Below are 21,186 nucleotides of genomic sequence, written 5' to 3'. Positions count from 1 at the left end.
CAAAGTCACTTTTCCCTTGACAAAGTAGCCCCAGGTACGCGTAGACCACATCCGGGTGAGTGACCGTGGGTTGATGTACACCGGGAAGCGAGGAACGAGTCAAGCGCTTGGCAATCTGGGTATGGGAAAGGAGCAAGCCAATGAGGGCAAGACCGGAATGAGCGGTCAGCATCTCCACGGACTGATCCAGTTGAAAACGTACGGGTTTCATCAATGGCACCTCCGGGGTGAGTTAAAGAAATACGGGAATTCTTCCCTTTTTCCTTATTTTACTTTACCGGCGGCTCATTTTCTAACTTTTCTATGATTTCATTTCACGGATTCAGGTTTCGTTTGTCATTACCTCACAATCAGTTTCGGTTTCATCGACTTCGTTGCCTTTTTCGGACGTCGCGCGCCGGCGTCAGTAATCCTTCCTTCTCCCAATGGCGTATGGCAGATGCAGTCACGCCGGTGACTTCGGTGGCCTCGCCAATCGTCATGTACTCCTTCAGCCTCTTGTTCGCGATCGGAGGAAGCTCGAGATGGTGCAGCAGCTCCAGCGTTTGGTCAGCGGCGACTTTTTCCTGCTGAAGATTTGCCTGCTCCTTGTTCACGATCCAGAAGACGGCGTCGACATTCGACTCTTGAATATGGCGCAGCACTTGGCAGGTGACCGCGACACCGAAGCCGGGGAACATGGCGCGCAGGCAGCGGAAATACGCCAGATGCTCGATCGTATACAGGCGGTACCCATTGGCGGCGCGCGCAGGGGCAGGGACGACTCCCCATGATTCGTAGTGGCGCAAAGCGCTCGTGCTGATGTGAAGCTCCTTCGCTATCTCGCTTGGCTTGTAGTAGCGCATCTGTCTTGACCTCCTTGGGGCGACGTTCGGGATTCCACTATACCAGATGAGGCGGCGAAGGGCAATTCTTCTAAAAAAACATTTAAGCTGCTGTGCTTGGGCTTGTTACGTGCAACACATTGGGGTTGCTCTCCAACTGCTTCATCTCATAAATGCATAAGACCCAAGGGAGGGCACTTTTTTCAAAATGTCCCTTCTCTTGGGTCACTGTTCATTGATGGAGAGGTGCTGTTTTGCGATGTTAATGCCTGCTTTAATATTCTCCTTTAATTACAAAATACGAGCCCCGAATGGTTCCAGCCAGTTTAGACTTCTGCCGAGCGAACTTAAAATCCCCTTCTAACTCCTTCGGTACTTCCATCCCTTCAGAAAGCTTAAAACCAACGGCCCGCTTCTTAGGGTCATCAACCGTATACATGACGTTGACCTCAAGACCGTCCTCATAAAAGACGAAGGCCCATTTGATATTTTCCACTTGAAAACTTGACGTTTCTAAAGGTTTGGCCGCAAACTCAATACCACGTTCTTCTTTCAAAACCCGGTTCACGTAGCTTAGGGTCTCCTGGCTTTCGCTAGCGGGTACAACCGTAAATTCATGCTTATATTTGTTCATAAAGTAACGGGCTTCATTCGCTCGTAAACCGGCAAGAGATTCCGCTACTGGTGAAGACTCTAAACCGACCGTGGACACGTTTTTAAAATCAACGATATAGGACATTTCTCTCGCTCCTTTTATTTCTTTATTTCCTAACGACAGGAATCCACATTTCACCATATACGAAGCCGTTTCGCTGCCCCATCTCGACCGTTGCATTTGGCCCGCCAACATTCGGAAAACCAGCAAGATGACCTTGTTCTGTTAAATCAAATCTTGCTTTTTGAAGGGACTAACCCCTATAATCCAGACCTGCTTGATCTGTCGGACCATTCAGAAGAATTGACCGAAATGACGAATTGGCTGCTTTTTCTTGGTCGGGATATCAAGATCAGGGAAGTGCCACAAGAAGTCTTGGCAAGCTTGCAAGAGAAATTATACTTATACTGCCCATAATCGGTGCCAGTTATTTATGTCCAGTGGTTATCCAGAGAACTGGCTATCATTTTGCGAGTCAGTTTTGGGTTTAAGGGATAAAGTTCGGCGAAGGGCAAATTCTTATAAAAAAAAATTCAAGCTGCATGTCAGGGTTTACTATTTCTTTTCTATAGTCCCCGGCAGGTTCTCTTTCAGAACTTTAGCACTTGCATAAATGTAGTATGTTGGTTTATGAAAGAGCTGTTCCGAGAAAGGACTAAAGGAGGACATCTTGATGAACGTTTTGCATGAAGTTCCCGGCACGGGAGAGTATGTGGAATTGCGGGCCGCTGCGGGTCTCGCCGCGAAGGAGGAGGCGGCTGCCCATACGGCATTGAGGAATTCGCTGTTGTGCATCGTGATTAGAGGCGACCATGGGCAACTGCTCGGAATGGGGAGAATCATCGGCGACGGAGCTTGTTATTTTCAGATCGTCGATGTTCTGATCCATCCCTCCTGTGAAGGCGGGGAAGGGGAAAAGAAGATAATGGATGCGTTGATGGATCATTTGCAGCAGCAGGCGCCGCAAGGGGCAGACATTCTGCTTATGGCCGATGTCCCGTCCGTTGGCTTCTATTAAGAAATACGGCTTCGAGCTGACTTACCCGAATTCGTTGAGCATGAGCCGGAGGCTGTAAAGCCGGGGGGGGCTTGCGGCAGAACCGAATGGAAAAGCGGGAGCGGGGAGCCAATGCGGCGGCATTGGCTCGATCCTATTCGTTCAAGCTGGCCAATCGTTCATGCTCCGGTTCGACATGAATAAATACTTGGGCACGGCGGAACGCCGCCGTAATTGCCTGCTCGATGTCATCGCATAGCCGATGAGCGGTGTCGATATCGAGCTTGGAGGGGACCACAAGATGGAAATCGACGTATTCGACGGGACCGGAGCGCCGGGTGCGCAAGTCATGGCATTCTATGTATTGATCTTGAAAAGATTCTATCACCTGCACAATTTCCCGTTCCTCTTGTTCGGTCAAGCGGGCATCCAGCAGCGGAGGAAAGGACTCTTTCATCAGCTTGTACGCCTCTCTCATGATGTACAGAGCCAGTATAATGCCGATGATTGGATCCAATATCGTCCATCCGGTCAAGGCAGCAAGCAACAGGCTGCAACCGACTCCTAACGATGTATACACATCGCTAAGCAAATGCAGCGCATTGGATTTCATGGCGACCGAATTCAGCTCTGATGCCGCTTTGCTTACCCGGCGAGAGACGATGAAATTGATGCCCGTCCCGACAAACATGACGATGACGCCCAAATAAGGCAGTTCAATCGGCGCAGGCTCGAACAGCTTGTGAACACATTCATACATAATCCAGGCGCCCGCAATAAAAATAAGCAGCGTCTCTACGGTTCCCGATATGTTCTCCACCTTGCCATGCCCGTATGGATGATTCTTATCCGCGGCACGGCCCGACAGCCGCACCGAGAAAAAAGCGATCACGGAAGCCGCCAAATCCAGCGAGGAGTGGATCGCTTCCGAGATGACGGCAATTGAACCCGTAATCAAGCCGACAATGAGCTTCAACAAGACGACGAAGGCATTACTGAGCACGGATAAAATAGCAATTTTCGGTCCATTCACATCATCACAACCCCAAGCTTCGTTATTGTTCATATACAATAACAAACGAAAGGCGAGTGGGTCTACAGAAACCTTTTTTCATGCTCGCCGTCATGTAGCCGCCGGATAACAATGTTGCTCCTTCACAAATCGGCCGCGAATCCGCTTTGCCGCCAGCGTAAGCCGCTCTCTTGCGGCCGAATTATTCGGCCCGTTCGTGAACGCTTCCTTTGCTTTTTTCCCAGCGAAAAATTTTGTTCAAGCTTCTGAAAATGAGCCGGGATTCCTTCGTCAACAGCGGCCCCAAAATGGCGAGGATGAGGACGTACAGCGCGGCGAAGGGCTGGAGCAGCTCAAGCAGTCCGCCGGTTTTGCCGAGATTCGCCATAATGATGGAGAACTCGCCGCGGGAAACGATGGTCAGCCCGATATTGGCCGACGCCTTGGGCGACAAGCCCGCGCTCTTGCCCGCAAGCATGCCGGCAAGGAAGTTGCCGAACAAGGTTACCGCGACGGCGCCGAGCGACAGCCACAAGGCTCCGCCAAGCGCAGAAGGAACGATGGTCAGTCCGAAGCTGAAGAAGAACAAGGCGCCGAAGAAATCACGGAACGGCAAAATCAACTGCTCGATTCGTTTCATGTGCATCGTCTCAGCGAGTATGAGCCCGGTCAGCAGCGCGCCGATCGCCTCGGCTACGTGAATCGTCTCCGAGAACCCGGCCACGAGGAATAAGAAGCCGAATACAAGCAGCAAGAACAATTCATTCGAACGGATGTTGAAGACCTTATTCAGAAGAGGCGCAGCTGAGCGTCCTGCAATCAGCAAGAGAAGCATGAATCCCAGAGCATACAAGGCTGACAATATTACGCCGCCGACAGAGGACGAGTCGCTGAGGACCAGCCCGGACAGGACGGAGATGTATACCGCCAGGAAAATGTCTTCGAACATGATGATTCCCAAAATCATCTCGGTCTCGGGATTGGCCGTTCGCTTCAGATCGACGAGCACCTTCGCCACAATCGCGCTGGATGAAATGGTCGTAATGCCGGCCATAACCATCGTTTCCTCAATAGGGAATCCGTTGACCCACCCATAGAGCAAGCCTAAAGTAAAGTTAATAAGGATATAGATCGTTCCGCCCATGACGATGGAGCGGCCTGATTTCATCAAGCGGCCGATGGAAAACTCCAACCCCAAATAGAACAGCAGAAAAAGCACGCCAAGCCGTCCCATAAACGCAATAATCTCCGCGCTCTCGATAAACCGGAAGTCCAGAGGGCCAATATGCGGCGCATGCGGGCCGACGGCCATGCCGATCAAAATATAAAAAGGAATGACCGAGGTGCGAATGCCGGCCGCGAGTAATCCAACCAAGGCGATGAGAATGACGGCAAGTCCAATTTCCAGCACGAGATGATCCATAATTAACGTCTCCCGGTTTGCAGCAGTTGCTTCAACTGCTTTAATTGCTGGCGTTCGCCCGCAACGACAAGGATCGTGTCTGCCTTAAAGGTATAATCCGGTCCGGGATTGATATGCTTGGCGCCTTTCTCGATGGCGGCAATAATCGTCACTCCCGCCGTCTGACGAATATTTGCGTCCCCGATCGTGCTGCCGATGCAGGCAGCATCAGGCGCGACGCGGTACCATTCAATCGTCAGATCCTCTAAAGCGACGTCCATCGTCTCCAATGCCTTCGGCCGGTAAGTCATTCCGCCGACAATGGCCGCCAGTTGCCTTGCTTCTTCATCCTCGAGCGTAATTATCGATGTGCAATCATCCTGAACGTGGTTGTCGAAATGGTACATTTCACGCCGGCCGTCATCATGGATGACGATAACCAGTCTGTCGCTGCTTTGCGTTACCATTTCGTATTTATGACCGATGCCGGGCAAATCGGTTTCTTTGATATTCATGCTGTCAACCTCCTCCATTGCGGTTAGTGTGTGAACTTTGCAGATTTTTACTCAGAAATGGACAAACGCCCCATCGAAAAACCCGATTGGAGGAGTGTTGGATAGAAGGGCAGGGGAAGTTGACCGCAAAGAAGAGCCTGGGAAGACTCCCAGGCTCTTGATGAGGTCGGCGGCTTGGCGCGTCATGGCTAATTTGCAGGCAATGTGGCGGTTTGCTATTGATTCCAATACCGATGCAGCGCTTTTCTTTCTAGTTCTTTCACAAACGCATCTTTCCCGTCCATATACGCTTCAATGTCGTTGGGGAATTGATTCGCCAGGCTTGCTTTCAGATTTCCATATTGCTCGACTGCCTCGGGATGGGATCGGAGATAGTCCCTTACCGCCAAATGGCGATGAATATCTTCCTTGTTATCGGCCTGAAAGACATGGACATGATGGGTGCGGTTGTCTCCGCCTTTTCTGAAATAGCGTCTTCCCGTCATCCCGAACTCACCCATGCATTCGTAGCCAAGTCCTTCTATTTGCGGGTTGAACGAATCTATTTTTTCAATATCTTTGACTACAGGCATGATGTCAATGATCGGTTTGGCCTTCAACCCGGGAACCGAGGTGCTGCCGATATGATAAATCTCCAGTAATTCATCCGCAAATATCTCTTTTATTTTTTGTGCTTCCTCGCGGAACATTTGATCCCACTTCTCGTTATACTCCGCAACCATAAGCTCCCCGCGAGGGGATTGCCCGATTATCTTGTTCTCACTCCGTAGAGGCTGACGAGAGACTGTTCCCAATCGATATGCGGTTGCCGTTGCGCAGCTTGATTCCATGTCATCTTCATCAACCTCCTTTTCCAAAATATACATTCATCATAAAATGGCAGCGCCCTCGATGTCAATCTTTAATTTTTCTCGACAAAGGCTTTGACGCATTCTTCGCATACGCATGCTGTCCGGCGCTGTTCCGCCGGTATCTGCTCCAGCAGCTCCTGCGGAACGGAGCGCTTCATGCACCAGCATTCGGTATGAGGCCGCCCGGCCGCATACGCGCAATGATTGGGTTGTCCGCATAACGGACAGCGTTGAGGATCGATCGGAACGGAATTCATAGTCCATTTACACCTGCTTTTGACTGAAATTTTCTGTGATGAGAAAGCGAGCGTGAATCTGGCGCTTACCTGCGTAATGCCCTGTGAACGATGCTTACCAATTCACTGCTGTACGTCTCCAGGCCAACGCTGCGGCAAGGGCGGAGTTCAGCATATATTCGCCGATGGCTCCTTGAATCAGACAACAAGATTGGACACCAGCTTAAGCGGAACCATCTCCAAACCGTCCGTAAACACTTCCATTCCGGACGGGCGGCCAAGCAGCAATAAGATGGAAGCGGCCAGACACAAGATTCCCATAAGCGAGATGAATCCGAGCCGTATCCAATCGTACCAGGGTGCTGCAAGCGAATTCGCCATGTCGTGATATCTGTACCAAGTATACCAGAGTGCGCCGAATGCAAGTACTATACTGATCACAGGAAGCAGTTTGCGCAACCAATCCAGTGTCCCGATGGCAGCCTCTTTTTCCTTAAAACTTCTCGTCAATAAAAAAAGAATTGCAGGAATCTTGTGAGGCCATTCGTCCCAAATTCGGAGAATGGGAGGATAAAGTTGATAGAGACGAAGTCGTTCGCTACCTTATAATTACTTTGGGTTAGAGGAGAGAAATCATGGAATTCGGATGCGTGGCGCGGCGATAGACTGGACAGGCTGCCTAGACAAACCGCATCTCTCCATTCCGCTTGTCGCAGGCATATTGCTAACCGATATTTTCCCCCATTCACAAGCAAGGCATGAACAGATGAATGAACGGCTGGGGAAGTATTTTATTTTTTGGATTGCGGAGTAAGAAGAAACCAGTGTTGTTGCCCCGGCATACCATATGTCATTAGAGATTCAGGCTGTGGTGCCTCTCTCGTTTTTACCGGGAGAGGCATCTTTTTATTTTTGCTTGGTAGGTAAAAACCAAAGGAATCCCGAAGCAGCCTTAATATGATGAAGGTATGCCAAAATGAGAGGAGGATAAACAAATGAGTGAAGTGGGTGCAGTCTGCGGAGGCTGGTTTACGTCAACAGCAGTAATTCTTGTGTTGTTTATTCTTCTTGTCATCGTTTCTCGCGCATGGACGTAAGCAAGAATGCGATCGGTATCGATCACGGCTTTCTGATCTACAGCATCTTGTTCGTGCCCTGCTGCTCAAGCAGGTTTTTTTTGGATGGGTGACATCGCTTGGGAGCAACCGCTTGCCGCCGCTATATGTTTACTTTCCTCCTGATTGATGATACTATGTACCAAATGAAAAACGCGATGAAGAGTAGAGTAGATGAATGAGGAAGCCTTACAGAGAGCTCCGGAAGCTGAAAAGGAGCAGGATTCCCTTCGTTGAACCAAGCCTCTGAGCGGCGCATCGGAACGGGATCCCGGGATGGTGCGACAGGAGCTCCTGTTACAGAGCTAGGGTATAAGCATCCGATGCGGGTGCCGTACCTAATGAGGCGGATATAGCGATATATCGGCGAACCGGGGTGGCACCGCGACAGCAAATCTCGTCCCCAAGACAGCAGTCTTGGAGGCGGGATTTTTTTATTTTCCGCATAAAGAAAAGGCAAATCACTTAAGGAGGTATTTTGTTATGAATCCTGGCAAGGAAACGGCGGAAGCGGAAAATTTTTTGGAAAAGCTGGTGCGGGATGATAACGCGCAAGGGGAATATCACAGACCTGTCGCCACAAGATTTCCCTCGGAACCGAACGGGTATCTGCATATCGGGAGCGCGTATGCGATCCATGTGAATCATTCAATTGCGAGCAAGTATAACGGGGCGTTTCATCTGCGCTTTGATGACACGAATCCGCTGAAGGAGGATATCAAGTATGTGGAAGCGATCCGGGAAGATATCGCGTGGCTGGGATATGAACCGCCGGTCTACTTCGGTTCGGACTATTCCGAACAATTTTATGAGTATGCCGTCAAGCTGATTCGCAAGGGGAAAGCCTATGTCTGCGAGCTGACGCCCGAACAAATAACCGAGTACAGAGGGACATTGACCGAACCGGGAACAGACAGCCCGTTCCGCAACCGGCCCGTGGAGGAAAGCCTGCTCTTGTTCGAACGAATGCGGAAGGGAGAGTTCCCGACAGCCTCCAAAGTGCTTCGCGCCAAAATCGATATGTCCTCGCCCAACCTGAATCTGCGGGACCCCGTTCTCTACCGCATCGTGCACGCGGAGCACTATCGGACAGGGAAGGACTGGTGCATCTATCCGATGTATGACTTTGCCCACCCGATTCAGGATTGGATCGAAGGAATCACTCATTCCTTCTGCTCCGCCGAGTTCAAAGACCATCGTCCGCTGTATGAATGGGTACTCCATGAGCTGGAAGCTTCCGAGCCGCCGAAGCAGCGGGAATTCGGCCGCTTAAGCCTGTCCGGGATGGTGACAAGCAAGCGGTATTTGCGCGAGCTGATCGGACGGAAATGCTCCGTCTTAAAAATAAAGAAGGAGATGAAGCATTGGGCAGCAGAGAAGTTCCCTTCGCCAGAGAGCTGTGGATTGAGAAGGAAGACTTCATGGAGCACCCGGCTCCCGGTTTTCGCCGGCTCTCTCCGGGAATGGAGGTTCGGCTGAAGGGGGCGTACTTCATCCGGTGCGAGCATGCGGTGAAGGATGCGGCGACGGGGGAGATCAAGGAGCTGCACTGCACCTATGATCCGGCGACCAGGAGCGGATCCGGCTTCAACGCCAGAAAGGTGAAAGCGACGATTCACTGGGTGTCTGCCGCGCATGGCATTCCGGCTGAGGTTCATTTGTACGATACGCTGCTGCGGCCTTCCGCCGTGCTGAAGGAGTCGGAGAACTGCTGGGAAGAGCTGCTCCATCCTGATTCGCTCGTCAAAATGAAGCACGCCGTGCTGGAGCCCGCCTTAAAGGACGCTTCCGCTACTGAAAAATACCAGTTCGTGCGGCACGGCTATTTCTGTCTCGATACGAAATATACGATGGAGGAGAGACGCGTGTTCAACCGGATTGTCTCTCTCAAGGATTCATGGAAGAGGGAAAGATAAGCTGCTCGGCCGCAAAAAAAGGGAGTTGCCGTTCAGGCCGTATTCCCCTTATAATGGACAGCACAAGGGAGGTCGATAGAAATGGCAAAGCAGTTTGCCGGAATCGGCAACGACTCATGCAAAGCCTGATATTGGGGCGATACTTTGCATGGGGCGGACAGTGATGATAAGGAATTGTCGCCCGAGTGAGCTTGATATCGTTTCTAATGATGGGCTTTGCACCTTATTTCCATTCCATTAAAAAATAAGGGGCTGTAAAGCAATGTTGAAACCATTTATTAGAAACCATCAATATAACCTGATTAAGAAGCAGACCGATCTGCTGCAGCATGCCTGCAGCACGGTGACCGATCCGAAAGTCGTGGAGTCGGTAAGATACAGCGCGCTCACCAAGATCGCCGAAGCGTTCCCGAATGCGGAAGAGGCGCAAAAGCAAGCGTTGGAGAAAATCTCGACGCTGCATGAAAAAGCCGAATTCCAAAACTATTTGGAATCGCTCGTTCCGTACATGGCTGAATTTGCGCCCGTGACGGAAAAGCAGATCAGGAAGCTGTTTCCCAAAATCAAAAAGCTGAAGGTTCCCGATGCGGCTGCCATCGATTTCCGCTATGTCACCTATGTCGGCTGGATCGACATCGCGACGAATCGAATGTTCTTTGTGTACCATCTGAACGGCCAGGTAGTGGGCATCGAAGGAAGATATACCCCGACGAACAAGAAGAGCGTGTGCTTTTTGTGCAACCGGCATCAAGAGGTCGCGTTATTCTCGGCGGTAACGAAATCGAAGCCGGCGAACGCATCGCCTGATTACTACAAGGCAATCGGCAACTATGTATGCGTGAACAGCGACGCCTGCAACAAGAGCATTACGGATGTCGGAACATTGGAAAAATTTCTAGGCAACGTTCTCGGTTGAACGTAACGAATACACAGAGGCTGCTGGAGCATATCCGGCAGCCTTTTCTTGTGCAATCTTCTGATAAGGTAGTCATTTTGTATAACAATATGCGCCGAAGAGGGATACTGAAGAAATCGGTGAACAAATAGGTAAGTTCCCGTCTGGCGGCACGTCGTGACCGCGTCAACGTTCATTATCCAAAGGAGCATCTACTATGACAGTCACTCCCCAGCGGCACATCCAGTTGCATGGCTTTAACAATCTGACAAAATCATTAAGCTTCAATATGTACGATATTTGTTATACCAAGACCAAAGAAGAGCGCGAAGCTTATATCGAGTATATCGACGAACAATATAATGCAGACCGGTGACGGAGATATTGAAGACCGTAACCGAGATGATTGGCGCAAATATCGTGAACACCGCCAAACAAGATTATGTTCCTCAAGGAGCAAGCGTGACGATGCTTGTATCCGAGGGACCGGTGATCGAGGTTCCCCGGACATCATCCCATGAAATGCCCGAGCCTCTTCCCGAGGCGGTGGTCATGCAATTGGATAAAAGCCATATAACGGTCCACACGTATCCCGAGTATCATCCGAATGAAGGGATCAGCACATTCAGAGCGGATATCGATGTCGCCACATGCGGCGAAATCTCGCCATTGAAAGCCTTGAATTATTTGATCGATTCCTTCGATACCGACATTATGACGATTGATTACCGGGTGCGGGGATTCACGCGTGATATCGATGGGCGCAAATTATTTATCGATCATGATATCCGATCGATCCAAGACTATCTTGAGGACAGCATCATCCGGCAATTCGATCTGATCGATGTCAATGTATATCAAGACAACATATTTCATACGAAGTGCCGGCTCAAAGCGTTCGATTTAAATAATTATTTATTCGGATATTCCAAAGAGGAAATCACCGCAGAGGAACAGCAGGCGATCACGAAAAAAATTAAAACGGAAATGGACGAAATCTTTTTTGGAGTCGCTTCCTTGCGTTCCTGAAGCCATAAAAGCGGGTTGAGCCATTGCTCTCGCCGCCTTTATGGCCTTTCTCTTTTTCATCCGAAAAAGAATCTTTTGTATAGGTTAGCGACGCGGGTGTGATAAATATCACACCTGAAGTGTACACTAAGCAAAACCTGATCTGGGATAAGGAGGCAATCGAATGACAACCATTACCCGGGAGCTGGATTCGCTCATTATTGGAATTGACGTCGGCTCGACGACCGTCAAAGCGACAGCGGTGGATCCGGACAGCAAGCAAATCGTATGGTCGGATTATCAGCGCCATCATACGAAGCAGGCAGAGAAAGTGCTGGAATTGCTGGTTGCCATCGGCAACGAATTTCCGGATATGAAGCCGGAAAACATTCGTGTCTTTGCGACCGGCTCCGGCAGCGGGCCCATCGCGCCCCATATCGGGGCGAAATTCGTGCAGGAGGTCAATGCGGTCACGATGGCCGTGGAGCATCTCCATCCCGATGTCGGAAGCGTCATCGAACTCGGGGGGCAGGACGCGAAGATTATCATTTTCAAGGAAAACAAGGAAACGGGCAATAAGCAAGCGCTTACCTCCATGAATGACAAATGCGCCTCCGGTACGGGCGCCACGATCGACAAGTGCATGATTAAAGTAGGGATGCCTGCGGAAGAAGTAGGCAAGCTGCGCTTTGACGATTCGAAGCTGCATCATGTTGCTGCCAAGTGCGGCGTATTTGCCGAAACCGATATCGTCAATCTCGTGAAAAGCGGCATTCCATCAGGGGAGATCATGTGCTCGCTCGCAGATGCCATCGTCATGCAAAACCTCTCCGTGCTCACTCGGGGAAACACGCTGCGGCACCGCGTCCTGCTGCTGGGCGGGCCAAACACCTATTTGCCTTTCTTGCAGGAATGCTGGCGGTTGCGAATTCCTCAGACCTGGAAAGAGCGCGGGTATGAATATCCGCAAGATATGCCTGTCGACAGCTTGATCTTCGTTCCGGAGAATTCGCAGTATTATGCGGCTTACGGCGCGGTCCTGTATGGACTGCATGAACCGGCGGATGTCGGCTTATACGCGGGTTTGGAGAAGCTGAAGGAGTTCATTGCCCACGGCCGCAAGGCGAAGCTGGGCGAGAAGGCAGGCCCGCCGCTGGTGGCCAGCGAGACGGAGCTGGAGCAGTTCCGTCGGAGCTACAGCATCCCCAAGTTCACTCCCGCGACGTTCACGCCGGGCCAGAAGGTCAGGGCGGTGATCGGATTGGATGGCGGTTCCACTTCGTCCAAAGCCGTACTGGTGGATGAACAAGGGGATATTTTGCTGAAAGAATATCAACTGTCCAAGGGGAATCCGCTGGAAGATACGAAGGAAATGCTGAAGCGGATCCGGGACACGCTGAAGGGGCAGGGGGCCGAACTGGAGATTTTCGGCTTCGGCGCTACGGGATACGCCGCAGACGTGCTGGAAAAAACGCTGCGTGCCGACGTCAATATCGTGGAGACGGTCGCGCATATGATGAGCGCCGTTCACCAGTTCGGCGACATCGATGTCATTTGTGATATCGGCGGTCAGGACATCAAGGTTCTTTTCCTCAAAAACCGGGACATTCGCAATTTCAAGCTGTCCAATCAATGCTCCGCGGGCAACGGAATGCTCCTGCAAGCGATGGCGGATCAGTTCGGCATTCCGGTGCAAGAATATGCGGATACGGCTTTCCATGCCGATTTGAGTCCGAAATTTTCTTACGGCTGCGCGGTATTCCTCGATGCGGATCGGGTCAATTTCCAGAAGGAAGGGTATTCGAAGGAGGAATTGCTCGCCGGGCTCGCTCTCGTCCTGCCCAAAAACGTATGGCAGTATGTCGTGCAGATTCCGCGCATGTCCGAGCTCGGCCGCAAGTTCGTGCTCCAGGGCGGAACCCAATACAATCTGGCCGCCGTCAAGGCCCAGGTCGACTATATCAAGGAGCGGGTACCCGATGCCGAAGTATACGTTCATCCGCATCCGGGCGAAGCGGGGGCGATCGGAGCCGCCATGGAAACGCTGCGCGTCGTGAAGCGGCGGGGGTATTCCAGCTTCCTGGGCCTGGATGCCGCTATCAATCTGAGGTATGTAAGCCGCAAGGATGAATCGACCCGCTGCAATTTTTGTCCCAACCACTGCAGCCGGACGTTTATCGATTCCGAGACGCCGGACGGCCTGACGGCCCGTTATATTTCCGGGTTCTCTTGCGAGAAAGGAACGGTGGAAGACCAGGAAGCGGTCTTGAAATTAACGAAAGAGCGGCAGGCGTTGAAAAAGCATTATCCGAATCTCGTCGAATATGAAGCGCGGCGCATGTTCCAGCATTTCTACGATGCGGATCCGCTGCCGGAAGCGGGGGCGGAGGTGGAGGACATCCTGTTGAAACGCCGCTTGTTCGGATTTGGCATGCGCAAAATACCGAACCGGCGTCCGTTCGCGCGCTCTTCCGCCGAATCGATGGAGCGGCGCCGGCGGATCCGGATCGGGATACCGAAAGTATTGAATATTTGGTCGACCGCTCCGTTTTGGCGGACGTACTTCGAGACGCTCGGGATCGATAAGCGCAACATCGTATTCAGTGATAACACGAGCGAGGAAATGTGGCAGGAAGGCGGAAAATATGGCTCGATCGATCCTTGCTACCCGTCGAAAGCGGCCCAGGCTCATGTCCATAATCTGCTGTTCAAGCACCATGAGTCCAAACCGCTCGATTACATCTTTTTCCCGTGCATCACGCATATCCCGACCCATCTTCACAATGTGATGGACTCGGCGAGCTGCCCGATCGTGGCGGGCGCTCCGAACGTAATTAAAGCCGCCTTCACCAAGGAGGTCGATTTTTTCGCGACGAGAGGAATCGCCTACCTGGATCCGGCGGTTACCTTCACCGAGCCGAACATGCTAAAAAAGCAGTTGTTCGAGGCATTCGCCGAGAAGCTGCAGATCACCGAAGACGAGAGCGATTTTGCCGCAGAGCAGGGGTGGAAGGCGATGGATCGGTTCGATGCGGAAATGCAGGAGAAGGGCCGGGAGATCCTGGAGCAGATCGAGCGGGAAAATCGGCTTGCCATCCTGATGATCGGCCGCCCTTATCATTCCGACCCCGGATTGAATCACGGCGTGCTCGAAGAGTTCCAGGTGCTCGGCTACCCTGTGTTATCCATGCGATCCATTCCGAAGGACGAGGCATGGCTGCAGCGCTTTTTCAGCGAGGATCTGAAGAGCGGCCGCGTCGAATATGCTCTGGAAGTAAGCGATGTATGGCCTGAAAATTTCAGCTCCAACAGCGTGCAAAAAGTGTGGGCGGCCAAGTTCGCCGCGCGTCACCCCAATGTGGCGGTATTGGATCTGTCCAGCTTCAAATGCGGACATGATGCGCCTACCTACGGGCTGATCGAATCGATCATATCGACGGCCGGGACGCCATACTCCGCGCTGCACGATATCGACGCCAATAAACCGGGCGGCTCGATCAAGATCCGGGTGAAGACGTATGCGCACAGTCTCGGTCTGCATGAAGAACGGCTGCAGGATGTGGCGCGCAAAAAGGCGGAGCTGCAGCAGCGGCTGGATCAAAAGCTTGCCGAGCTTACGGGCAGAAAGCCCGGAGAACAAGCCGAGGTAATATAACATGCAAACGAATAACGAAGGAGTGAGTCAGGAAATGTCTGTTGCAGGAAGCAAGCAAAGAGACAAAAATCAGGCGTCTATCGAAGAGATGATGCTGAACTTTCAGAAGGAACAGGAAAAAGCGCTCGGCCTGGATCAGCAGACCATGAGCCAATGGTTCGATCCGGTGCCGCGGCAGTTTTTGGCCAAAGACAAAGCGACGACAACCCTTCTCTTCGGAGGCTTGACGATGGCCCACGATTATTTGGTCGAGGGCGCGCTGACGGGGTTGGGGTATCGGGTAAAGCATCTCGATTGTCCGGACAATGAGTCCCTTCGCTACGGGAAAGAGTTCGGCAACCGCGGGCAGTGCAATCCAACCTACTTCACGGTCGGCAATTTGATCAAATATTTGCATCACTTGCGGGATGTGGAGGGGAAATCGAAGGAGGAGATCATCTCCCGCTATTTGTTCGTCACGAGCGGTTCCTGCGGCCCGTGCCGCTTCGGAACCTATGTTACGGAGTACCGGAAGGCGCTGCGCGATGCAGGGTTTGACGGGTTTCGGGTTCTCATTTTTCAGCAGACCGACGGGCTGAAGCAGGCGACCGGCAGCGAATCGGCCTTGAAGCTGGATACCGCGTTTTTTCTCAGCTTTTTGAAGGCCGTGCTTCTGGGAGACATTTTGAATGCGCTCGCGTACCGTATCCGCCCTTATGAAGTGGAGCCCGGCGCGACGGATGCCGCGCTGGAACGGTGCAAGCGGTATCTCTATGAAGCGATGAGCGAACGCAAACGGCTGCGGCCGGCCTTGCTCAAGAGCCGCAAGGAACTGCAGGCCGTTCCGGTAGACCGGACCAGGGTCAAACCGAAAGTAAGCATTCTCGGCGAATTCTGGGCGATGACTACCGAGGGAGACGGGAATTATCAACTGCAGCGTTTCCTGGAAAGCGAAGGGGCCGAGGTCGAAGTGCAGTCGATGACGGCCTGGATCTTGTTCCTGATCTGGTCCGGGCGCTTCGATACGAAGGAGCGGATGACGCTTCGTCAAGCCGACTCCGGGAAGCATGGCCTGGCAGGGAAAAATCCGCAGAAGCGGCTGCGGATGCTGTGGCTCGCCGATCGCGTCCTGCGGGTCATGTTCCACGCGTATGCGCGGACCATCGGTCTGTATCGCTATCATCTGCCCGACATGGAGGAGATTGCCCGGGTCGCCCATGAGCACTACAATAATCATTTGCGGGGCGGAGAAGGCCATATGGAGGTCGGCAAGCTGATCTTGAACGTCAAGAAGCGGAAGGTGAACATGACGATCTCCGTCAAGCCGTTCGGGTGCATGCCATCTTCCGGGGTATCCGACGGGGTGCAATCGTTAATTACCGAGAAATATCCCGACGCGATCTTTCTGCCGATCGAGACGACGGGCGACGGGGCGATCAACGTGTACAGCCGGGTGCAGATGATGCTGTTCAAAGCCAAGCAGGCGGCACAGCAAGAATTTGACGAGGCATTGTCGAAAAAAGGCATGACCGAAGATCATCTGCAAAAAATAAGGGAACGTTCGTGCTTTACCCATTCGCTGCGGACAAGCCGTCATGTCGTCGCATGCACGGCGGCGAATGGCGTATATGGGGTTCATCGGTTAATCCATGGCGCGATGGGCGCAAGCTGGCTCTCCCGATCGCTGCGGATCCTGTCGCCGCGGTCATCGCGATGAGCAGGGATGCAGCTTAGGAAGAGGCTGCCGGACATTTCCGGCAGCCTTTTTGTATGAGCCAGAGTCTTTCATTTCCGTCACATTGATAGCGGACAAGCCGGTTATCCTGTAATATGATCATGGACGAATGATCAAGAGCGGCCATACGCGATGTTCCGCCTGGCGGCATCGTGTCTCGTCCCCGGGATCAGAGCATGTTATCAATGACTGCAAATAACCTTGTGGAAACGGTGAGAAGATGGAAGAGATTCGCGTGCTGATAGCCGATGATGAAAAAGAAATCCGAGACTTGGTTAAAACGTATCTGGAAAGAGAAAGATATCAGGCCGATACGGCGGCCGATGGAGAGGAGGCCCTACGTTTGTTCGAGAGCCATAAATATAATTTGGTCCTGCTGGACCTGATGATGCCGAAAATCGACGGCATTGAAGTGTGCAGGAGATTGCGCCAGAAGACCAATATTCCGATTCTGATGCTGACGGCCAAGGACCAGGAGATAGACAAGGTGCTGGGGTTGGGCATCGGAGCGGATGATTATATGACGAAGCCGTTCAGCATCAACGAATTGGTTGCGAGAATCAAGGCCCATTTGAGAAGGTTTTTGGTGCTGGGCAGCGAGGCCAACAGCAGCGCCGGCCAGGAGGAGCCGCACCTCCGGTACAAAGGCTTGACCATCGATCTGAAAAAATATGCGGTGACGATAGAGGGAGAAGAGGTTGCGTTGACGGCCAAGGAATTTGAGCTGTTGAAGTTTTTGGCTTCCCATCCGGAGCAAGTCTTTACGAAGGCGCAAATTTTTCGCCAGGTGTGGGGCAGCGCTTATTTGGAAGACGACAATACCGTGATGGTGCATATCCGCAAGCTCAGAAAGAAGATCGAAGCCGATCCGTCCGATCCGAAATGGATCCAGACCGTGTGGGGAATCGGGTACAAGTTTGCAGGTGAAAAAGATGAAGCGTGACACAACGATCCTGCTTCTCGGCGCGCAATTATTGCTTATGACCGGTCTTATTGCGATAGAAGCGACGAACCAGCCCCGCCGATTCCTGCACGGGGCTTTATTTATTGCGCTGGCGGCGATCACGGTTATTCTGCTGCTCATGCGCCTTCGGTTCAGAGCGAAGCTGGCGGACATGTCCGCGGCATTGAAGCGGGCGGGGAGCGGGAATGTGAACACCCGCCTGCTGGCGAATGAAGAGCCGTTCATCAACGAGGTCATATTCGCCATCAACGAGTTGATCGAGCAATTGGATAAAATTCGGGTGCAGACGATCAAATCCGAAGCCGCGAGAAAAAGTCTATTGTCCAATATTTCCCATGATATTCGGACGCCGCTCACCTCGATTATCGGATATGTGGATGCGCTGAACGATGATATCGCGGCCTCCCGCGAAGAAAAGCAAGAATATGTCGGCATTATTTTGAGGAAGGCTACGGCGTTGAAGCAGTTGATCGATGAAATATTCGATCTGGCCAAGCTGGATGCGGACGAAGTTCCGCTCCGGCCGGAAAAGCTCGATTTGGCCGAAATGGCGCGCGAGGCGGTCATCGCGTTTCTCCCCGAGCTGAAGCAGGCGGACATGAAGCTGAACGCATCCATTCCCGAGGACAAATGCTTCGTTACGGCGGATCGGATCAGCCTCCAGCGAATCATGAATAATATGATGAAAAACGCCGTGCAGCACGGACGCGACGGACAAGCATTAGGCATCGAACTGGCGGAGCATGCGGGAGCGTATCATCTGACCATCTGGGATAAGGGGCAGGGCATCCCGGAGGATGAATTGGCCAAAGTGTTCGAACGAATGTACCGGACCGAGCGGTCGCGCAGCCCGATGTACGGAGGAAGCGGCCTGGGGCTCGCCATCGCGAAGGCGCTGGTCGAGAAGAACGGCGGGAAAATATGGGCGGAAAGCGAGCCGGGACAACGAACCTCGTTCACCTTCTCCCTTCCGAAGCACAGTTAAGATTTAATTAAGAACCGATTAAGAGGCATTTAAAATCGCCTGCTTATCATTGAGGTATGGGCTGGCGAATACATCGCGCCGCAGCAGGAGGTGCAGCAATGACCGCAATTATCAAGACGACCCGATTAACGAAGACCTATGGCGATCAAACCGCGGTAGACAACATGAACATGACGGTGAAGCAGGGGCAGATCTACGGCTTCCTCGGCCAGAATGGCGCAGGCAAAACAACGACCATTCGCATGCTGCTCGGGTTAATCAAGCCGACGCGCGGGGAGATCGAAATGTTCGGGGAACATCTGCACAGCAAGCAGAAGGAGATCTTAAGGAGAGTAGGGTCTATTGTCGAGTTCTCGGGCTTCTATGAAAACTTGACCGCCCGGGAGAATCTCCTCATCAATGCCAAGCTCATGGGGGTTCATAAAAAGAATGCCATCGAAGAAGCGCTCGAGATCGTCGGGCTGCAGCATGAGCCCGCCAAGCTGGTCGGCCAATATTCCTTGGGAATGAAGCAGCGGCTGGGCATCGCCCGCGCCATTCTTCATCATCCGGAGCTGCTTATCCTCGATGAGCCGACCAACGGCTTGGATCCGATCGGCATCAAGGAGATCCGGAAGCTCATCAAGTCGCTGGCCGAAGAACGCAAAATAACGATTCTGATTTCGAGCCATATTTTATCCGAGGTCGAGCAATTGGCCGATCATATCGGGATTATTCATCAAGGCAAGCTGCTGGAGGAGCTCTCCTTTGCCGAGCTTCGGCGGCGGAACCGCAAATTTCTCGAGTTCCAGGTCTCGAATGATAATCGGGCGGCCATGCTGATGGAGCGGCATTTCGGCATTTCCGACTATGAGGTGCAGGACGGCGGGATCATCCGTGTGTATTCGCATCTCGGTCAACAGGGGCAGATCAATAAGATGCTGGTCGAGCATGAGATCGAAGTGACGAGAATTGCGCTGAGCGAAGATGGACTGGAAGATTATTTCATTCACTTGATAGGGGGCGGTACGATTGGTTAATTTGGTATGCACCGAGCTTCTGAAGCTGAAGCGGGCCAAAATGTTCATGGTCAGCCTGATTGGAGCGGCGGCCGCCCCGATTTTGGTCTTTATCGGCTATCTGGATTACATGGCCAAAAAGCCCGGCATGCCCGTCTTATTCAGCGACGCGTGGTCGGAGACCAATCTGTATACGACCCTGCTTATCGGGACGCTGCTGTACGGCGTCATCACGGCTTATCTGTTCAACCGCGAATATGCGGAAGACACCTTGAAAAATCTGTTGACGATCCCGGTGTCCAGAACCGGCCTCATTGCCAGCAAGTTGGTGCTGCTGTTCCTGTGGATCATGGTATTGACCTTTACGTCGTGGGGACTGATGTTTATATTCGGATTGCTGGGGCAGTTTGAAGGCTTGACTGCCGGGGTTGTGCTGCACTCGTTGAAGAAGTTTTTTATCGGGGGCAGTCTGCTCTTTCTCTTGTCGACCCCGACGATGTTCGTTTCTTTTCTGTTCAAAAACTATGTGCCGACCATTATTTTTACGGCCGTGATTACGATGGGGAACGTGGCGTTGGCCAACCGGGAATACAAGGCGATCTTTCCGTGGTCGGCGGTCCATGTAATCGCGGAAAACGGCTTCGTTCCCGCTTATCCTCCGCTGTATTCCTATGCGGTGATTATTGCCGCCGCAGTCATCGGGTTGATGGCCACGATCGTGTACTTCAACAAAACGGACATTCATTGAAGTCGAACTGTTGATTCTGTCGTCATATAGAAATAGAAATACAATATAGAGGAGGAAGGTCATTTTGTCTCAATGGAACATAGATATCTTTCGCGCCATTAATGATCTGGGCAAGCAATTCGCTGCCCTCAATCCCGCCGCCGTCTTCGTGGCGGAATATATGCTGTACGCGCTCGCCTTGGCGATGGTTGTCTATTGGTTCAACCGAAGCGGCCGGAATCGAATGATGGTCATCCAGGCAGGACTTGCGTTCATTTTGGCGGAAATCATGGGGAAAGCGGCCGGGAAGCTCTATTCTCATCATCAGCCGTTCGCGGAACTTCCGCAGGTCAACAAGCTGATCGACCATGCTATCGACAACTCTTTTCCAAGCGATCATACGATTCTCTTCTTCTCCGTCTGTGTGTCCTTCTGGCTCGTTCGCAGGAAAGAAGGGTGGATCTGGCTGGGGCTCGCCTGCTGCGTAGCCGTCTCCCGGATCTGGGTAGGGGTTCATTATCCGGTAGATATCGCGGCAGGGGCGCTATTGGGCATGGTGTCCGCCTTGGTCATGTACTGGCTCGTTCCGAAGCTCGGGTTCGTCAAGCGCTTGCTCGCTCTGTACGAACGAGCGGAGCGGCGCATCCTGCCGATCAACAGCAAATCCGACAGCTTCGGAGAATAAAACCTATTTGGCCGGCAGTGTTACACCCCATT

At 52.3% G+C, this 21,186-nt stretch carries 18 protein-coding genes, 5 pseudogenes and 1 other annotated feature; of the genes and pseudogenes, 13 read left to right on the top strand and 10 right to left on the bottom strand.

Annotated features, from left to right (window positions below; translation table 11 throughout):
* The 4 genes and pseudogenes from ABD76_RS03570 to ABD76_RS03555 form a co-directional block, all read right to left on the bottom strand.
* A pseudogene (locus ABD76_RS03570) lies at nt 1-211 on the bottom strand (IS1380 family transposase); the annotation flags it as partial.
* Between the two features lie 151 nt (nt 212-362).
* Nucleotides 363-845, bottom strand: a complete 483-nt coding sequence (locus ABD76_RS03565) for a MerR family DNA-binding transcriptional regulator (RefSeq protein WP_338125028.1) — start codon at nt 843-845, stop codon at nt 363-365.
* Nucleotides 846-1,098: 253 nt separating this feature from the next.
* Nucleotides 1,099-1,563 (bottom strand): phage tail protein, encoded by a 465-nt coding sequence (locus ABD76_RS03560; RefSeq protein ID WP_197254344.1) that lies wholly within the window; start codon nt 1,561-1,563, stop codon nt 1,099-1,101.
* A 22-nt stretch (nt 1,564-1,585) separates the two neighbouring features.
* Nucleotides 1,586-1,681: pseudogene (locus tag ABD76_RS03555) on the bottom strand (transcriptional regulator); the annotation flags it as partial.
* Between ABD76_RS03555 and ABD76_RS29235 the strand changes: the two are divergent.
* Together ABD76_RS29235 and ABD76_RS03550 are read left to right on the top strand one after the other, a co-directional pair.
* Nucleotides 1,675-1,896, top strand: a pseudogene (locus ABD76_RS29235) (helix-turn-helix transcriptional regulator); the annotation flags it as partial. The pseudogenes ABD76_RS03555 and ABD76_RS29235 overlap by 7 nt on opposite strands.
* A 256-nt stretch (nt 1,897-2,152) precedes the next feature.
* The gene (locus tag ABD76_RS03550) at nt 2,153-2,497 is read left to right on the top strand and encodes a GNAT family N-acetyltransferase (protein WP_242069342.1); all 345 of its coding nucleotides are present in this window, start codon (nt 2,153-2,155) and stop codon (nt 2,495-2,497) included.
* A gap of 133 nt (nt 2,498-2,630) precedes the next feature.
* On the opposite strand, the gene ABD76_RS03545 is transcribed toward ABD76_RS03550, so the two are convergent.
* The 6 genes from ABD76_RS03545 to ABD76_RS03520 form a co-directional block, all read right to left on the bottom strand.
* Entirely contained in the window at nt 2,631-3,509 is an 879-nt protein-coding gene (locus tag ABD76_RS03545; RefSeq protein ID WP_338125027.1) for a cation diffusion facilitator family transporter, read from the bottom strand.
* Between the two features lie 181 nt (nt 3,510-3,690).
* Nucleotides 3,691-4,911 (bottom strand): cation:proton antiporter, encoded by a 1,221-nt coding sequence (locus ABD76_RS03540; protein ID WP_197254340.1) that lies wholly within the window; start codon nt 4,909-4,911, stop codon nt 3,691-3,693.
* Nucleotides 4,912-4,913: 2 nt separating this feature from the next.
* The gene (locus ABD76_RS03535; RefSeq protein WP_197254337.1) at nt 4,914-5,405 is read right to left on the bottom strand and encodes a cation:proton antiporter regulatory subunit; all 492 of its coding nucleotides are present in this window, start codon (nt 5,403-5,405) and stop codon (nt 4,914-4,916) included.
* Nucleotides 5,406-5,620: 215 nt separating this feature from the next.
* Complete coding sequence (locus ABD76_RS03530) at nt 5,621-6,127, bottom strand: GrpB family protein (protein WP_197254346.1); 507 nt, start codon at nt 6,125-6,127, stop codon at nt 5,621-5,623.
* Between the two features lie 179 nt (nt 6,128-6,306).
* Nucleotides 6,307-6,513 (bottom strand): cysteine-rich CWC family protein, encoded by a 207-nt coding sequence (locus ABD76_RS03525; RefSeq protein WP_197254335.1) that lies wholly within the window; start codon nt 6,511-6,513, stop codon nt 6,307-6,309.
* A 177-nt stretch (nt 6,514-6,690) separates the two neighbouring features.
* Complete coding sequence (locus ABD76_RS03520; RefSeq protein ID WP_197254333.1) at nt 6,691-6,873, bottom strand: hypothetical protein; 183 nt, start codon at nt 6,871-6,873, stop codon at nt 6,691-6,693.
* Between the two features lie 614 nt (nt 6,874-7,487).
* On the opposite strand from ABD76_RS03520, the gene ABD76_RS03515 reads away from it, so the two are divergent.
* From ABD76_RS03515 to ABD76_RS03465, 11 genes and pseudogenes are all read left to right on the top strand, one after another.
* The gene (locus ABD76_RS03515; protein ID WP_197254331.1) at nt 7,488-7,589 is read left to right on the top strand and encodes a YjcZ family sporulation protein; all 102 of its coding nucleotides are present in this window, start codon (nt 7,488-7,490) and stop codon (nt 7,587-7,589) included.
* A 167-nt stretch (nt 7,590-7,756) separates the two neighbouring features.
* Nucleotides 7,757-8,015: a binding site (T-box leader), on the top strand.
* A 75-nt stretch (nt 8,016-8,090) separates the two neighbouring features.
* Nucleotides 8,091-9,523, top strand: a pseudogene (locus ABD76_RS03510) (glutamate--tRNA ligase family protein).
* A 262-nt stretch (nt 9,524-9,785) separates the two neighbouring features.
* The gene (locus ABD76_RS03505; protein ID WP_197254326.1) at nt 9,786-10,439 is read left to right on the top strand and encodes a FusB/FusC family EF-G-binding protein; all 654 of its coding nucleotides are present in this window, start codon (nt 9,786-9,788) and stop codon (nt 10,437-10,439) included.
* A 196-nt stretch (nt 10,440-10,635) separates the two neighbouring features.
* A pseudogene (gene speD, locus ABD76_RS03500) lies at nt 10,636-11,447 on the top strand (adenosylmethionine decarboxylase).
* Nucleotides 11,448-11,610: 163 nt separating this feature from the next.
* On the top strand, nt 11,611-15,081 hold the full coding sequence (locus ABD76_RS03495) for a BadF/BadG/BcrA/BcrD ATPase family protein (protein ID WP_197254325.1): 3,471 nt from the start codon (nt 11,611-11,613) through the stop codon (nt 15,079-15,081).
* 34 nt (nt 15,082-15,115) lie between these two features.
* Nucleotides 15,116-16,777, top strand: coding sequence for a 2-hydroxyglutaryl-CoA dehydratase (locus ABD76_RS03490; RefSeq protein ID WP_197254324.1), 1,662 nt, complete (start codon nt 15,116-15,118; stop codon nt 16,775-16,777).
* Nucleotides 16,778-17,015: 238 nt separating this feature from the next.
* Nucleotides 17,016-17,738: a response regulator transcription factor gene (locus tag ABD76_RS03485; protein ID WP_197254323.1), complete on the top strand. Its 723-nt coding sequence runs from the start codon at nt 17,016-17,018 to the stop codon at nt 17,736-17,738.
* Entirely contained in the window at nt 17,728-18,744 is a 1,017-nt protein-coding gene (locus ABD76_RS03480; RefSeq protein ID WP_197254322.1) for a sensor histidine kinase, read from the top strand. Before ABD76_RS03485 ends, ABD76_RS03480 begins: the two co-directional genes overlap by 11 nt.
* A 98-nt stretch (nt 18,745-18,842) precedes the next feature.
* Nucleotides 18,843-19,763 (top strand): ABC transporter ATP-binding protein, encoded by a 921-nt coding sequence (locus ABD76_RS03475; protein WP_197254321.1) that lies wholly within the window; start codon nt 18,843-18,845, stop codon nt 19,761-19,763.
* The gene (locus ABD76_RS03470) at nt 19,756-20,490 is read left to right on the top strand and encodes an ABC transporter permease (RefSeq protein WP_197254320.1); all 735 of its coding nucleotides are present in this window, start codon (nt 19,756-19,758) and stop codon (nt 20,488-20,490) included. Before ABD76_RS03475 ends, ABD76_RS03470 begins: the two co-directional genes overlap by 8 nt.
* Nucleotides 20,491-20,554: 64 nt before the next feature.
* Nucleotides 20,555-21,154, top strand: a complete 600-nt coding sequence (locus ABD76_RS03465) for an undecaprenyl-diphosphatase (protein WP_197254319.1) — start codon at nt 20,555-20,557, stop codon at nt 21,152-21,154.
* The last annotated feature ends 32 nt before the right edge of the window (nt 21,155-21,186 follow it).

It is taken from the genome of Paenibacillus dendritiformis, from assembly GCF_015845845.1.
In the GTDB taxonomy this organism is placed as follows: Bacteria; Bacillota; Bacilli; order Paenibacillales; family Paenibacillaceae; genus Paenibacillus_B; species Paenibacillus_B dendritiformis_C.
This window is presented reverse-complemented; position numbering and strand designations above follow the sequence as displayed.